Here is a 13,313-nt window from a genome sequence, read left to right as displayed (position 1 = left end):
CTGAGCGGATGGGCGATTAGCTCAGCTGGTTAGAGCGCACGCCTGATAAGCGTGAGGTCGGTGGTTCAAGTCCACCATCGCCCACCAAAGGGAAACAAGGACGGCCCCGGGCCAAGCAGCCCGGGGCCGTTGCGGTTCATGCCGCTCCACGACCGCTCAAGCCTCAAGGTGGTCTTACGGCTTGGGGTCCTAGGGATTCCTGCGCTTAGGGGCTGTTTCAATCCCCTGCGGAGCTAACGCTCCTTGCAACCCCCGCTATACCACACCCCGTTCCTGACGGGTTCCCCAGGCCGGTTTACGAGCGCGGCACGCTCCCACAGCCCCGTATGCATACGGGGTTTGTTCGATAAGAACGAGGAGAATAGGCGCTTCGGAAGGGTGGCGTTCGCGCTCGTAAGGGCGGTAGCTCCACCCCCTTCGCGTATGGTGGAGGCAAGGAGGCAATCATGCGGGGAATCCCCTGGGTTTGGGCGGGGCTGTTATGGGCCCTGTGGGTTGTGGGGCAGCCGGAGGGACGTTGGGAGTGTCTGGCCCCCCTGAGCACGGCCCGGCAGGAGGTGGGCGTGGCCGTCCTTGGGGGCCGGATCTACGCGGTGGGCGGGTTCAACCGCTTCGGCTTCACCCTGGCGAGCGCGGAGGTGTACGACCCCAGAACGAACCGTTGGGAACGCATCCCGGACCTGCCCGTGGCGGTGAACCACCCGGCGGCCGTGGCGCTCGAGGGCCGCTTGTACGTGCTGGGGGGGTACCGGGGGCCGGGGCTGACCCGGCCGACCGATCGGGTTCAGGTCTACGACCCTGCCGAGCACCGTTGGCGCCAGGTGGCTCCGCTGCCCGCGCCTCGAGGCGCGCTGGCCGCGGTGGCACTGGACGGCCGGATCTACGCGGTGGGCGGGGCTCGAGGCCGGGCGGTGGGGGAGTTGAGCGTGTACGACCCGCGGGCGGACCGTTGGAGGGTGGGCTCGCCCATGCCGACGCCTAGGGATCATCTGGGGGCCGTGGCGGTCGGGGGGCGCGTCTACGCGGTGGGGGGGCGCAACCGCCAAGCCTTCACCCTGGGGGCGCTCGAGGCCTACGATCCCACGACGGACCGCTGGGCGGTGTTGCCGTCCATGCCTAGGGGGCGTTCTGGGCACGCGGTGGCTGCGCTAGGGGGGTGCGTGTACGTGCTGGGCGGTGAGGGGAACCCAGCGGCGCCCAGCGGGAACTTCGCGCGGGTGGAGGCGTACGTGATCGCGGAAGCGCGGTGGGTGGGGTTGGGAGCGATGCCCACGCCCCGGCACGGTTTGGGCGCGGCGGTGCTGGGGGAACGGATCTACCTGCCCGCGGGCGCGGTGCGGCAGGGGTTGGGGGCGAGCGCGGTCCTCGAGGCGTACACCCCGCCGCCTTGCCCCACGCGCTAGAACAGGGGCGGCTGGGGGTCCGGCTCGGGTTCGGTGGGAAGAGCTTGGATCTCGGCGTACTCGAGCCCGGCCGTCTCGAGGGCGCGGCGGGCGGGGCGCGTGATGCTGGGCGCGGCGAGGATGCCGCGCACGGGCCGGTCGAGCTGGGCCTGCACCTGGTCCACGTACCGGCGGAGCTGGTGCACGGCCTCCTGGGTGGCCTTGCCGCGCTTGAGTTCGATGATAACGTACCGGCCTTCGCGGTCCAGGGCGTACAGATCCACGCCGCCCACCCCTACGGGGAGCTCCTCCTCGAGGATCGTGAGGCCGGGCTCGATCACGCTGGGGTTCGCAGCGAGGCGCGCGCGGAGCTGGGCTTCGGTGCCCTCGAGCCACACCGTGGCTTCCTCCATCTCGAAGGCAGTGGCGTGGTGCACCGCGCTCCAGGTGATCTCGAGGAGTTCGTCGGGGCGGTAGCGGATGGCGGTGAGGCGCAGGCCAGCCTCCGTGCACTCGAGGTGGAGGGCGTCGGTGCGGGGTTGCCAGTTGGTGGGTTTGACGAGGCGGGGGCCGTGGAGCTGGAGGCTGCCGTCCGCTTTGAGGAGCATGAGGAACTCGCCGTCCTGGCTGAGGCTCGCGGCGCGGCCGGTGTAGAGGACGGTGACGCGCCCGGCGAGTTGTACGACGCGCGTAGCGGCGCGGTGGGTTTGGATGAAGGCCTGGAGGGTGGCGGGGCAAAGGTCGTCGGGCACGTACACGCGCACGCGCGTAGTGTACCCTTCGTTGCGGGAGCTAGGATGGAACGGGTGCGTGAAATGGGTGGGGTTCTGGGGGCGGTGCGGGTATTACGCTAAGGGTAAGGAGGGGTTCGTATGCCGAAGGAGCAGGCGCGCCAACGCGTCGAAGCGGCCCTTGCAGCGCTGAAGCGGTGCCGGGAGCTCGAGGCCCTGGAGTACGGCGAGCAGTACGATGAAGTCACCCGCATGGAGGACGAGTCCCCGGCACCGGACCCGTGCGTGGAGGCGTTCAACCAGTTGGTGGGCGCGGTCGCCGCGTACGAGGCTGCAGGAGGGCATCGGGACGAGCTCGAGCTGGGCGCGGAGCGCGACGCGGTCTACCGCCAGCTGGAGAGCCGGCGGGCCTTGGAGCGTTGGGAGGACGAGGGAGGGGCTTAAGTACCCCACTGTGGCGGATGCTCCGGTGGATGCCCTAAAAGCGTGGCACAAGCGCTTTGGCGAGCGGGTGCTGGAGCTCCGTTACGGCTCGAGGCTGAGGTCCACCACCTCGGTGATGGGGCGCACCTTGGGGATGTACCCGAGCGTTTTGAGCATCTGGGCTACGGCCTCCATCTGGCGGAGGGCGGCCTCACTCACCCCGAAGCCGTAGCGGATGCGCCGGCGGGCCTGGGCGATGACCGTGACGCCGTCCACGGGGCCGTGGGGGGTCTGAACGCCTTGGGGGAAGTAGGTCTGAGCGAGGAGGCGGTTTACCGCGTCGGCTTGGGTTTCGGAGAGTGTAGCGGCCTTCTTGTGGGCTTGAAGCAGGGCGCGGAGGAGTCCGGGGCGTTCCGCGATGACCCGTTCGGTAGTGGCGAGGACCGGGCCGGTGGACTCGGGCCAGGCTTGGTTGATGTCGTAGACCTCGACGAGGTCGAGCTGGAGCCGGGCGATGGTAGTCCAGGGCTCGAGCATGACCGCGGCCTCGAGCTGGCCGGTGGCGAGTCCCGGCACCAGGTTGGGGGCTTTGGTGTGGATGAGGGTGAGGTCGCTTGTTTTGAGTCCGGCTTCCTTTAGGACCTGGCCGCGGAAGAGCACGTCGGGCATGCTGCCTTTGGGGAGGACGCCGACGCGCCGGCCGGCGAGGTCCTGGGGGGTTTGGATGCCGCTGTCCGCGCGGGCGAGAACGACCAGGTCGAAGTTCGCGGCTTTGCTCAGGATCTTGATCGGCGCGCCGCGCACCGCCCAGAGGTAGGCGGGGGCGAACCCGACGTAGACCGCGTCCAACTGGCCGGCGATCAGGGCTTGCATCATGGTGGGGCCGTCGCCGAAGGGGGTGAGTTCCACCTCGAGGCCAGCCTCCTCGTAGAGCCCGAAGGCGTCGGCGACGAGGGGGAGGGCTGCGGGTAGGACGTTCACGTAGCCGACGCGGGCGGTGGGTTGGGCGAGGGCGAGGCCGGCGAGTAGGGAGAGGAGCATCAGCTTACGCATGGGGCACCTCCGTTTGGACGCCGAGCAGGGCGAGGATTTCTCGTTTGAGTTCGGCGAGCCGGGGGGCACCGCGTGCCCGTGGTCTTGGGAGCGGCACGGGGACTTCCGCGAGGATCCGGGCGGGGCGCGGGGAGAGGACCACGACCCGGTCCGCGAGGAAGAGGGCTTCCTCCACGTCGTGGGTGACGAGGAGGACCGTGGGGCGGCGGGATTCCCAGAGGGTGACGAGCTCCTCCTGGAGTTTGAGCCGTGTGAGGGCATCGAGGGCACCGAAGGGCTCGTCGAGGAGGAGCACCTGGGGGTTCAGGATGAGCGCCCGGGCGAGGGCCGCACGCTGGCGCATGCCGCCGGAGACCTGGTGGGGGTAGTAGTGCTCGAAGCCCGCGAGGTGGACGCGGTCGAGCCAGGTGCGGGCTTGCTCGAGGGCTGCACGTTTGGGAACTCCGCACACCTCCAGGCCGAAGGCCACGTTGCGCTCCAGGGTGAGCCAGGGGAAGAGGGCCTCTTCCTGGAAGACCAGGATGCGCTGGGGGGACGGGCCGGTCACCGGCAGGCCCCCTACGGTGATCCGGCCCGAGCTGGGGGGTTCGAGGCCGGCGATGAGCCGGAGCAGGGTGGATTTCCCGCAGCCTGAGGGCCCGACGAGGGCGGTGAAAGTCTCGGCTTCTGTGCTGAGCGTGATGGGACCTAGGGCGTGGAGGTTCCCGTAGGTTTGGGTGACGCGCTCGAGCTGGATCATCTAGGCGTACCTCCAGCGCAACAGCTTGCGTTTGGCGAGGGTGAAGAGGCCGTTGTCGATGGCTGCGGAGAGCAGACCGATCGTGGTGATGCCGAGCAGGACCCGCGCCATGTCCCCGACCTGAGCGGCTGTGGCGATGGACCAGCCGAGGCCTACGTTGGTGCCGCCGAACATCTCCGCGGCGATCAGGGCGCGCCAGGCGTTGCCGAAGCCGGCCTGGGCGCCGGCGAGGAGGGTGGGGAGGGAGGCGGGCAGGTAGACCCGGAGGGCCAGGTGGTGGGGGCGAGCTCCCAGGTTGCGGGCGGCGGCGATGTGGACCCAGCGCATCTGTTCCACGGCGGCTATGGCGTTGATGGCGATGGGGAAGAGCGCGGCCAGCGTGATCACCCATAGGATCGCCCGGTCGCCGAAGCCGAGGATCAGGATCAGGAGGGGAAGGTAGGCGATGGGAGGCACGGCCTGGAGGATGGAGAGGAGGGCGCGGGCGTAGGCGCGGAAGATAGGCAGGATGCTGGCGAGAAGCCCGATCGTGACGCCGCTTCCCAAGGCCAAGGCGAATCCCGCCCCCAGCCGCAGGAGGGAGCGCCCTACCGAGGCGATGAACTCGGGGTCCTGTGCGGCGGTGGGCAGGGCGCGGAGCACCGCTTCCGGGGGGGGAAGCAGGTAGGCGGGAAGGGCGAGCGCGGCGAGTTTCCAGGCCAGGAGTAGGCTTCCGACAGCGGCAAGGAAGGGGCCGGAGCGGCGCAACCTACCCATGAGTGTATCTGTATCACGGGTATATGATCCCGTCAAGGGAGCGGGTCACGCCCAGTGGTTCAAGGGCCCCTGTCCCCGCCCAAGCCCCGGCGCCTCCCGGATCGCGCGGGTCACGAAGGCCTTGGCCTCCCGTACGGCCTCGAGCAGCCCCCGCCCCTGAGCGAGGAGGGCCGTGATGGCCGCGGCGTAGGTGCACCCCGTCCCGTGGGTGTGGGGGGTGGGATGGCGCGGGGCGGCGAGGCGGTGGAGCCGCCCGCCTTCCGCGAGGTAGTCCACCGCCTCCGCCTCCTCCAGGTGGCCTCCCTTGAGGAGCACGGCCCTAGGGCCGAGCTCGAGGAGAGCCAACGCGGCCTCGCGCATCTCCGCTTCGGTGCGGATCGGGCGGCCGAGAAGGGCCTGCGCCTCGTGCAGGTTGGGGGTGACGAGGGCGGCCTGAGGGAGGAGCTGAGCTTTTAGGACCTGGAGGGCCGCCTCGGCGAGGAGGGGCGGTCCGTGCGTCGCCGCCATCACCGGGTCGACCACCAGGGGGCGCACCCCGTACCGCTGGATTGCCCAGGCGACCGCTTCCACGACCTCCGCCGACCCTAAAGCGCCGGTCTTGGCCGCATCGGTGCCCAGGTCGGTCGCGACCGCGGCGATCTGGGCGACCACCAGCTCCGGCGGCAAGGGGTGGAGGGCCTGGATGCCCAGGGTGTTCTGCGCGGTGACGAGGGTGAGGGCGCTCGTGCCGTACACCCCGAAGCGGTGGAAGACCTTGAGGTCGGCCTGAACCCCGGCCCCGCCCCCGGAGTCCGAACCGGCGATGGTGAGGGCCCGCCTCACCCCGGGCGCACCTCGAGCTCGACGAGGCCTTGGCTGCGTTGCCCGCGCAGCACGGCCTCCACGAGGTTCATGGGGCAGTAGGGACCGCACATGCTGCAGGCCTTGGTCTTCGTGCCGCGGGCCTCGTAGATGCGGCGGGCCGCCTCGGGGTAGAGGGCGAGCTGGAACTGCGTTTCCCAGTCGAGCCGGTAGCGCGCCTCGGACATGCGGCGGTTGCGCTCGAGGTCCGGCCGACGGCCCCGCGCCACGTCCGCGATGTGCGCGGCGAGCTTGAAGGCGATCACGCCTTCCCGGACGTGCTCGGGCGTGGGGAGGCCCAGGTGCTCCGCGGGGGTTAGGTAGCAGAGCATGTCCGCCCCGTACCAGCCCGCGACCGCCCCGCCGATCGCGCCGACGATGTGGTCGAAGCCCGCGCCGGTGTCGATCGGCAGCATGCCCAGGATGTAGAAGGGCGCGTGGTTCGTGAGTTTTTTCTGGATCTGGACGTTGGTCTGGATCTCGTTGAGGGGGATGTGGCCGGGACCCTCCACCATGGCCTGCACGCCCGCTTGGCGGGCCCGTTCGACGAGTTCACCGATGATGAGGAGCTCCTGGATCTGGGGGCGGTCGGTGCTGTCCGCGAGGGAGCCCGGGCGGAGCCCGTCCCCCAGAGAGAGGGTCATGTCGTAGGTGCGGGCGATCTCGAGGAGGTCGTCGAACCGCGCGTAGAGGGGGTTCTCCTGGGCGTTCTGGAGCATCCAGGCCGCCATCAGCCCGCCGCCGCGTGACACGATCCCGGTCACGCGCTCGGCGTTGCGGTAGCGCTCCAGGGTGGCGAGCGTGACCCCGGCGTGCACGGTGATGTAGTCCACGCCGGCCCGGCCGTGCGCCTCGATGGTTTCGAACAGCTCGTCCGCGCTCATGTCGAAGAAGTTCTTCCGCGCCGCGGCCTTGAACTCCGCCTCGTAGATGGGCACGGTGCCGAGCGGGACCGTGGCGACCTCGAGGATGCGCGCGCGGATCGCGGCGAGGTCCCCGCCGGTGGAGAGGTCCATCACCGTGTCCGCGCCAGCCTCGATCGCGACGCGGGCTTTCTCCACCTCCTCCTCAGGGTTCACGTAGTCGTAGGAGGTGCCGAGGTTGGCGTTGACCTTGACGCGCATCCCCTCACCGATCGCGGTGAAGCGGGTGAGGGTGGTGTGGTTGGGGTTCGCGGGGATCACGACGCGCCCCGCGGCGACGAGCTCCCGGACCGTTTCGGGCTCGAGGCCCTCCTGTTCGGCGACGTACGCCATCTGCTCTGTGATGCGACCTTGTTTCGCGGCTTCCAGTTGGGTCATGGTCTGCTCCTTAAGGGATGGGGTGGGGTTTTGGGCCTAGGATGCGTTGGGTGAGGATGCGGGCCGTGGCCGGGGCGAGGAGCACCCCGTTGCGCCCGTGCCCGACCGCGGCCCAGACGCGGGGCTCGACGGGGCCGACCCAGGGGCGTTCGGCGGCCGGCCGGTGTCCCGCGTACACCTCTCGTAAGGGGGCGGTCTCCAGCCAGGGAAAGGTCTCGTGCGCGTAGTCCGCGAGCCAGCGGAGGCCCCAGAGGTTCGCGCTCCGGCCCCAGCCTTCGCGGCTCGTGGCCCCGACGTACACGCCGAGCGCGCGGGGCAGGAGGTACCCTTCCCCCACGAAGGCCGGGGTGTTGGGGGCGCGGCCCGCGAGGAGGAGGGCCTCGCCCCTTAAGGGCCGGACGGGCAGGCCGAACCGGGCCGACCAGGCGCCCGCGGCGAGGACGAGCTGCTCGGCGCGTAGCACCTCCCGCTCCAGATAGACGCGCACCCCGTCCACGGCGGCGTCGTACCCTCGGGCTTCGGCGGGGAGGATCCGGCCGCCCAGGCGCTCGAGGGCGGTGCGGGCCGCGTGCACGAGCGCCTGGGGGTCCACCTGCCCGCCGGGGTACTGCCGTCCGCCCCGCGCCCCCCGCACCCGGTCGAGGGGGGCGGGCAGGGGTTCGAGGGGGGCGAGGGCCTCGGCCTCGGCGTCCGAGCGGGCCACGACCCAGGTGCCCTCCAGAACCAGGGGCACCCGCACCCCGCTCGTCTCCTCCAGGGCGCGCACCAGCGCGGGGTAGCGCTCGAGGCTTTCCTCCGCCCAGGCGAGCAGCTCCCCGGAGAGCCCCTCGGCGTGCGGGGCGAGCATGCCCGCCGAGGCGCGCCAGGCCGCGCCGGGCTTGTCGGGCTCGAGGAGGGTGACCATCAGGCCCGCCCGTTGGAGGGCGTAGGCCACGAGGCTGCCGATCGCGCCTCCGCCGACGACGGCGACCTCGGTCCTCACGTGGGGGCCTCCGGTTGGGGGAGGGGGATCCCCGCGGTGGGGGAGGAGGGGCTCGCGGTGGCACGGGGGGGCATGGGGCCCGCGAGGTAGGCGGCCCGCCCGGCCTCGACGGCCTGGCGGAACGCGGCGGCCATGGCCACGGGGTCTTTGGCTTCGGCGATCGCGGTGTTCACGAGGACCGCGTCCGCGCCGAGCTCCATGGCCTCGGCGGCGTGGGAGGGCAGGCCCAACCCGGCGTCCACGACGACGGGGGCCGGGCGTTCCTTGGTGAGGATCTCGATGAAGGCCCGGCCCTTGAGCCCCCAGCCCGAACCGATGGGCGCGCCGAGCGGCATGACCGTGGCGGTACCGAGGGCCGCGAGTTTTTGGGCGAGGACGGGGTCGGGACCGATGTAGGGCAGTACGGTGAACCCCGCTTCCAGGAGCTCCTGGGCCGCGCGGTAGGTCTCGAGGGGGTCCGGCAGGAGGTACGTGGGGTCCGGGATCACCTCGAGCTTCACCCAGTTTGTGCCGGTGAGGGCGCGGGCGAGCTTGGCGATGCGCACGGCTTCCTCGGCGGTCCGGGCTCCCGCGGTGTTGGGGAGGAGGTGGTAGCGCGAGAGGTCCAGGGCCTCCAGCAGCCCCACGTGCCCCGGCGCGCCGAGTTCTACGCGGCGGATCGCGACGGTCACGATCTCGGCGCCGCTGGCCTCGAGGGCCTCGCGCATCACGCCGAAGTCCTTGAACTTGCCGGTGCCGAGCATCAAGCGGCTGTTAAAGGGCTTGCCGGCGATGACGAGGGGGTCGGGCATACGGGTCATCCTCCTTGCATGAGCGTGACGATCTCGACCTCGTCCCCGTCCGCGAGGGGGGTGTCGGGGAGTTCCCCGCGCGGGTAGACCTCGCCGTTCACGAGGACCGCGACCTGTTCAGGGTCGAGGCCGAACGCCTCGAGGAGTTCCGTTAGGGTCTGGCCCGCGGCGGGCACGGGCTTACCGTTCACGCGCACCATCCAGCACCTCCCGAAACCGCGCCGCGGCCCGCTCGGGGTCCGGGGCGTCCAGGATCGCGCGCACCACCGCGACCCGCCGCGCGCCGGCCTCGAGGACCTCAGGGAGGTTCTCGAGGGTGATCCCGCCGATCGCGTACCAGACCGCATCGGCCGGCAGGTGACGGGCCGCCCAGCGGACGTACTCGAGGCCCGCGGCCGGACGGCCGGGTTTGGTGGGGGTTGGCCAGACGGGGCCGATGGAGAGGTAGTCCACGCCTTCCTCGAGGGCGTTTCGGGCCTCTTCAGGGCGGTGGGTGCTGCGCCCGATCCGCCCGCTGAAGAAGCGCCGGGCCTCGTGGGGCGTGAGGTCCCCTTGACCGAGATGCACCCCGTCGGCTTCGGCGAGGGCGGCGAGGTCCGGCCGGTCGTTGAGGAAGAAGGGGACCCCGTACCGCCGGGCGAGGGGGCGGATGCGCCGGGCGAGGCCGAGGTAGGCTTGGGCTTCGGCGTCCTTGACCCGGAGCTGGAGGACCTCCACCCCGCCGGCCAGGGCGGCTTCGACGCGCGCGGTGAACTCTGCGGCGTCCCAGTGCGGCCTGGGGGTGGCTACCAGGTACAGCCGTCCCAACAAGTTCTCACCTCCCAGACCGGCGGAAGGTCTGGGAGGCGGGGCTCCCATGAATGAACGAGTTGTGAAAGGGGTGATGAACGTTTGCGCATGGCTTCCCTCCGCCGGTATTACCCGGATCAGGTTCCAAGGGTTCCTGGGAAACACCCAGGTCTCAGCCCCTCGATTGGAGCACCCCTAGCCTGTCAGGGTTTACGCTACCCCCTCTTGGCGCTCGGGGTCAAGTCCGTGTGGCCGGGGGCCTTCTCCTCGGGAGCGCTTAGGGGATTGGGCCGCGCTCTTCGCCCTTGGGTACGTGGCTTACGCGCGTGAAGCGGTGGACCGGCCGGAAGGGGCGGGTAGAGTAGGGGGGATGCGCCGGCTTGCGTGCGCCTTAGGGGTACTCCTTTCGCTGGCCTGGGCTCGCCCCGAGGCGGAGGTCGTGTTTCGCTGGGACCAAACCGCGGCCTCCCCGGGCGTGCCGAGCCTCAGCGTGGCCCTCGAGGACACCTGGGTCCACGGCGGCATCCAAGGGGCGTACCGCGCGGTGGCCCGGGTGCGCTTCGGGCTGGAGGCGTGGCTGGAGGAAGGGTTCGTGAACCTCCCCTTAGGCGAGGCCCGGCTGGAGCTAGGCAAGGCCCCGTTTATCCCCGAGCCGCGCTTCTCCGCGCGCCCCGCGGTCTGGGGCGCGGCGCTGCGCTACTACCCCCGGCACGACGTGACGCTCCAAGCCCTCCTCCTCGAGAGCGCTCCCCACGCCCTCTTCGGGGCGGAGTGGCGGACGGGTGCGTGGCGCGTGGGGGGGTACGCGCACCCGGCGGGCGGGCTGGCCTTCGCGGAGCGCCGCGGGCGGGGGTGGGGCGTGTACGGCGTGGCGGGCGTACGGCAGGGGGAGGTCCTGCCGGGGTTCGGGCTCCGAGGGCGCTGGTCGGGGGTTGAGTACCGGCTGGAGTGGAGGCTCGAGGCGGGGGTGTGGGGCCAGGCAGAGGCGCGACTGGCGCGGGGAGTGCACCTCGAGGCGCACGGGCGCTGGTGGCCGGGGCGCGTGGGGACGGTGGGGGTCGCGGGACGCTGGGGGGCGGACGGTGCGCAGGTGGGCGCGGGGGTGGATCTGCTCCTCGAGCCGGGGTTCGCGTGGCGGGTGTTCGTGGAGGTGCGGGGACGCTAGGCCTAGCCCACCGTGGTGCTGAGGTCCTCCGCGATGCGCTGCGCGCCGCCGGGGGGGCCCATGCGCTCGCGCCCGGCGGCCTGGGCTCGGCGGTAGCGGTCGGGGTGCTCGAGAAGGGCCCGGGCCGCCTCAGCGAGGGCCTTGGGGTCGGGCGGGACGAGGGTGAGCGCCTCCCCGAGCAGCCGCTGCTGGGCCCGCGCGAAACCTGGGGTGTACTGCGGGCCTGGGGTGGGGAAGGCGATGAGGGGAATCCCGTACCCCGCGGCCTGCTCTGCTGCGGTGCCCGCGGTGGCGAAGGCCAGGCGGCTTTGCAGCTCGAGCAGCGTGCGGAACGCGCCTTGGGTGAGGTAGGCTTTTCTCCCGCTCGTGTGCGTGAGGACGTGCGTCACCCCGCAGGGGTTGGGGGTGGGGCGGACGCGCCAATCGGGGAGGGCGAGGCCGGAGAGCGGGAGACCGGCCCAGGCGATCACGGGGGTTAGGGGGAGGTGGAGGGCGGCCTCGAGCATCAAGGGCAGCGAGAAGTACGCGTCCTTCCGCGAGCCGGGTAGGAGGAGGAGGTACGGCTCGGGCGCGTCCACCGGGGCGCGGCCTTCCACCGCGTCCATCATGGGGTTTCCCAGGTAGCGCGCGTGATGGATGCCGAGGCGGTGCAGGTGGGTTTCGGTGGCGGCGTCCCGGGGGTAGACGCGCCGCGCGCGGCGCATCAATTTGCGTTCGGGCCAGATGAAGCCGTTCACGCTGACGCGGTGCAGCTCCTGCCAGGGCTTTAGCCCCTCCTGGTAGTAGACCGAGACCAGCGGCTGGACGTGGTAAAAGGGCGGTTTGCCGAAGCGGGTGCCGACCCACAGGGCGTACACGTCCCCCACGATCAGGTCCCCCACGATCAGGGTGGCGCTGGCCGTGCGGGCGGCCTCGTGGAGCGCGCGGTACTGCGCCCGGCTCATCGCGAACCAGCCGGCCTTGAGGTCCTTGAGGAACACCCGGAGGTTGAGGTGCACGAACCCGCCGGAGGGCATCTCGCGCCGGGGGCCCAGTACGGGAAACCCGGCCTGCGCGTAGGCCCGGCCCTGCCCCACCAGGGGCAGCGCCACGACCTCCCACCCGAGGGCGGTCAGCGCCCGTCCGATCGCGGTGCCGATCGCGTCTTCCCCGTGCCCGTTCGAAACGATCACGATCCGTTCCACGGCGCGTACCCCGCGGCGACGAAGTACAACCCTTGGGGTGGGGCGCTGGGGCCCGCGTCCTTGCGTTCCCCGTGGGCTAGAAGCCACGCTATCACGTCCGGGTCGCGCTTGCCCAGCCCTACTTCTACGAGCGTGCCCACCATGGCCCGCACCTGGCCCCGGAGGAACCCGTTCCCGACCAGGTCGATCACGATCTCCTCACCGCACCGCTCGAGCCGCGCGCGGTAGAGGGTGCGCACGGTCCCCCGCCGCTCCTGGGTGGCGAAGGCCTTGAAGTCGTGCTCGCCGAGAAAGTGCGCGAGGCCTTGCTGCATGGCGTTCGCGTCGAGCGGCTTGGGCACCCACCAGGTGCGCTCGCGCGCCAGGGCGCTGGGCATCTGCCGGTTCAGGATGCGGTAGCGGTAGCGCCGCCAGTGGCAGCTGTAGCGGGCGTGGAAGCCGGGAGGGGCGGCTTCCGCGGCCAGGGCGCGCACGTCGGGGGGGAGAAGGCGGTTCAGGGCGTAAGGGATCTTCTCGGGGGGGATGCGGTCCTCGGTGTCGTAGTGCACCACCATGCCCAGGGCGTGTACCCCCGCGTCGGTACGGCCGGCTGCGACCACCTTGGGAACGGCCCCGGGGATCTGTGCGAGGGCGCTTTCCAGTTCGGCTTGAACGGTGCGCTCGCCTTTGGCTTGGCGTTGGAAACCGGCGAAGCGGGTGCCGTCATACTCCAGCGTGAGCTTGATGCGCCGCATCGGTCCTACTCTAACGCGCCGCTGGCGGGCTAGGGCCGTTCCGCTTCGGTGGTTTTGGGGGTGGGCTGTTCGAGCTCGAGCCAAAGACGCGCGAGGTGGGAGAGGATGACGTAGCTGGCGCGAACGGCTTCTTCCGCGCTGCAAGCGCCGAGTTCGAACCCTTCCGCGAGGCGCGCGAGGCGCGCGCGGCTTTCGGCGACGGCGTGCGTGGCGCGGAGCTTGGCGTAAAACCGGTTTTGCCGGGCCTCGAGGGTGGGGGCGGGGGTGCGCCAGCGCGGGTGTTGCTGGATGCGGGCAATGAGGCGCTCGGCCTCGGCCAGGGCCCGGTCGAGTTCCGTGGGGGGAGGGGTGGATTCGTGCGGCATCATAGCTCAGCGACGGTACGGGCGATAGCGTTCCGGTACGAGTGTATCCGCGCCGTGCGCGAATGTCAAGTAGATTGC

General features: G+C 71.1%; 16 protein-coding genes, 1 tRNA gene and 1 riboswitch. Of the genes, 4 read left to right on the top strand and 13 right to left on the bottom strand.

Going from position 1 to position 13,313, the window contains the following annotated elements:
- Positions 1-10 precede the first annotated feature (10 nt).
- A tRNA-Ile gene (locus MARKY_RS08815) sits at positions 11-87 on the top strand.
- 359 nt (positions 88-446) lie between these two features.
- Positions 447-1,403 (top strand): Kelch repeat-containing protein, encoded by a 957-nt coding sequence (locus MARKY_RS08810; RefSeq protein ID WP_013704533.1) that lies wholly within the window; start codon positions 447-449, stop codon positions 1,401-1,403.
- Here the strand turns inward: MARKY_RS08810 and nucS are convergent.
- Entirely contained in the window at positions 1,400-2,146 is a 747-nt protein-coding gene (gene nucS, locus MARKY_RS08805; RefSeq protein WP_013704532.1) for an endonuclease NucS, read from the bottom strand. The two genes, MARKY_RS08810 and nucS, sit on opposite strands and share 4 nt — an antisense overlap.
- Positions 2,147-2,254: 108 nt before the next feature.
- Between nucS and MARKY_RS08800 the strand changes: the two genes are divergently transcribed.
- The gene (locus tag MARKY_RS08800; protein WP_013704531.1) at positions 2,255-2,557 is read left to right on the top strand and encodes a hypothetical protein; all 303 of its coding nucleotides are present in this window, start codon (positions 2,255-2,257) and stop codon (positions 2,555-2,557) included.
- A gap of 81 nt (positions 2,558-2,638) precedes the next feature.
- Here the strand turns inward: MARKY_RS08800 and MARKY_RS11450 are convergent, their stop codons facing one another.
- The 9 genes from MARKY_RS11450 to thiE are packed head-to-tail and all read right to left on the bottom strand — an operon-like array spanning position 2,639 to position 9,808.
- A complete protein-coding gene (locus MARKY_RS11450; RefSeq protein WP_013704530.1) occupies positions 2,639-3,589 on the bottom strand; it encodes an ABC transporter substrate-binding protein in 951 nt (316 codons plus the stop codon).
- Positions 3,582-4,328 carry an ABC transporter ATP-binding protein gene (locus tag MARKY_RS08790; RefSeq protein ID WP_013704529.1) on the bottom strand — a complete coding sequence of 249 codons (747 nt, stop codon included), beginning with the start codon at positions 4,326-4,328 and terminating at the stop codon, positions 3,582-3,584. The genes MARKY_RS11450 and MARKY_RS08790 overlap by 8 nt, the downstream gene beginning before the upstream one ends.
- Entirely contained in the window at positions 4,329-5,084 is a 756-nt protein-coding gene (locus MARKY_RS08785) for an ABC transporter permease (protein ID WP_013704528.1), read from the bottom strand.
- Between the two features lie 45 nt (positions 5,085-5,129).
- Positions 5,130-5,906 (bottom strand): bifunctional hydroxymethylpyrimidine kinase/phosphomethylpyrimidine kinase, encoded by a 777-nt coding sequence (gene thiD, locus MARKY_RS08780; protein WP_013704527.1) that lies wholly within the window; start codon positions 5,904-5,906, stop codon positions 5,130-5,132.
- Complete coding sequence (gene thiC, locus MARKY_RS08775; RefSeq protein WP_013704526.1) at positions 5,903-7,225, bottom strand: phosphomethylpyrimidine synthase ThiC; 1,323 nt, start codon at positions 7,223-7,225, stop codon at positions 5,903-5,905. The genes thiD and thiC overlap by 4 nt, the downstream gene beginning before the upstream one ends.
- Positions 7,226-7,235: 10 nt before the next feature.
- Complete coding sequence (locus tag MARKY_RS08770) at positions 7,236-8,207, bottom strand: NAD(P)/FAD-dependent oxidoreductase (RefSeq protein ID WP_013704525.1); 972 nt, start codon at positions 8,205-8,207, stop codon at positions 7,236-7,238.
- Positions 8,204-8,998, bottom strand: coding sequence for a thiazole synthase (locus tag MARKY_RS08765; protein WP_013704524.1), 795 nt, complete (start codon positions 8,996-8,998; stop codon positions 8,204-8,206). Before MARKY_RS08765 ends, MARKY_RS08770 begins: the two co-directional genes overlap by 4 nt.
- 5 nt (positions 8,999-9,003) lie before the next feature.
- On the bottom strand, positions 9,004-9,198 hold the full coding sequence (thiS, locus tag MARKY_RS08760; RefSeq protein ID WP_013704523.1) for a sulfur carrier protein ThiS: 195 nt from the start codon (positions 9,196-9,198) through the stop codon (positions 9,004-9,006).
- Positions 9,179-9,808, bottom strand: a complete 630-nt coding sequence (thiE, locus tag MARKY_RS08755) for a thiamine phosphate synthase (RefSeq protein ID WP_013704522.1) — start codon at positions 9,806-9,808, stop codon at positions 9,179-9,181. The genes thiS and thiE overlap by 20 nt, the downstream gene beginning before the upstream one ends.
- A gap of 76 nt (positions 9,809-9,884) precedes the next feature.
- A riboswitch (TPP riboswitch) is annotated at positions 9,885-9,994 on the bottom strand.
- Between the two features lie 163 nt (positions 9,995-10,157).
- Here thiE and MARKY_RS08750 point away from each other — a divergent pair.
- Positions 10,158-10,952 (top strand): hypothetical protein, encoded by a 795-nt coding sequence (locus MARKY_RS08750; RefSeq protein ID WP_013704521.1) that lies wholly within the window; start codon positions 10,158-10,160, stop codon positions 10,950-10,952.
- A gap of 2 nt (positions 10,953-10,954) precedes the next feature.
- Here the strand turns inward: MARKY_RS08750 and MARKY_RS08745 are convergent, their stop codons facing one another.
- Genes MARKY_RS08745 through MARKY_RS08735 form a run of 3 tightly spaced genes read right to left on the bottom strand, consistent with a single transcriptional unit; the run spans position 10,955 to position 13,238 of the window.
- Entirely contained in the window at positions 10,955-12,136 is a 1,182-nt protein-coding gene (locus MARKY_RS08745; RefSeq protein WP_041658001.1) for a lipid-A-disaccharide synthase-related protein, read from the bottom strand.
- On the bottom strand, positions 12,121-12,870 hold the full coding sequence (truA, locus tag MARKY_RS08740; protein WP_013704519.1) for a tRNA pseudouridine(38-40) synthase TruA: 750 nt from the start codon (positions 12,868-12,870) through the stop codon (positions 12,121-12,123). Before truA ends, MARKY_RS08745 begins: the two co-directional genes overlap by 16 nt.
- A 29-nt stretch (positions 12,871-12,899) precedes the next feature.
- Positions 12,900-13,238, bottom strand: coding sequence for a hypothetical protein (locus tag MARKY_RS08735; protein WP_041657999.1), 339 nt, complete (start codon positions 13,236-13,238; stop codon positions 12,900-12,902).
- Positions 13,239-13,313 lie beyond the last annotated feature (75 nt).

It is taken from the genome of Marinithermus hydrothermalis DSM 14884, assembly GCF_000195335.1.
Classification (GTDB): Bacteria; Deinococcota; Deinococci; order Deinococcales; family Marinithermaceae; genus Marinithermus; species Marinithermus hydrothermalis.
The sequence above is the reverse complement of the archived record's forward strand: the minus strand, read 5'-3'. Positions and strand labels throughout refer to the sequence as shown.

What these genes read in the sequence shown, in the direction of transcription:
- truA (WP_013704519.1), bottom strand. Translation starts at nt 12,870, where the DNA reads ATGCGGCGCATCAAGCTCACGCTGGAGTATGACGGCACCCGCTTCGCC.
- MARKY_RS08785 (WP_013704528.1), bottom strand. Translation starts at nt 5,084, where the DNA reads ATGGGTAGGTTGCGCCGCTCCGGCCCCTTCCTTGCCGCTGTCGGAAGC.
- MARKY_RS11450 (WP_013704530.1), bottom strand. Translation starts at nt 3,589, where the DNA reads ATGCGTAAGCTGATGCTCCTCTCCCTACTCGCCGGCCTCGCCCTCGCC.
- MARKY_RS08765 (WP_013704524.1), bottom strand. Translation starts at nt 8,998, where the DNA reads ATGCCCGACCCCCTCGTCATCGCCGGCAAGCCCTTTAACAGCCGCTTG.
- MARKY_RS08735 (WP_041657999.1), bottom strand. Translation starts at nt 13,238, where the DNA reads ATGATGCCGCACGAATCCACCCCTCCCCCCACGGAACTCGACCGGGCC.
- thiC (WP_013704526.1), bottom strand. Translation starts at nt 7,225, where the DNA reads ATGACCCAACTGGAAGCCGCGAAACAAGGTCGCATCACAGAGCAGATG.
- thiS (WP_013704523.1), bottom strand. Translation starts at nt 9,198, where the DNA reads ATGGTGCGCGTGAACGGTAAGCCCGTGCCCGCCGCGGGCCAGACCCTA.
- MARKY_RS08790 (WP_013704529.1), bottom strand. Translation starts at nt 4,328, where the DNA reads ATGATCCAGCTCGAGCGCGTCACCCAAACCTACGGGAACCTCCACGCC.
- MARKY_RS08810 (WP_013704533.1), top strand. Translation starts at nt 447, where the DNA reads ATGCGGGGAATCCCCTGGGTTTGGGCGGGGCTGTTATGGGCCCTGTGG.
- MARKY_RS08800 (WP_013704531.1), top strand. Translation starts at nt 2,255, where the DNA reads ATGCCGAAGGAGCAGGCGCGCCAACGCGTCGAAGCGGCCCTTGCAGCG.
- MARKY_RS08750 (WP_013704521.1), top strand. Translation starts at nt 10,158, where the DNA reads ATGCGCCGGCTTGCGTGCGCCTTAGGGGTACTCCTTTCGCTGGCCTGG.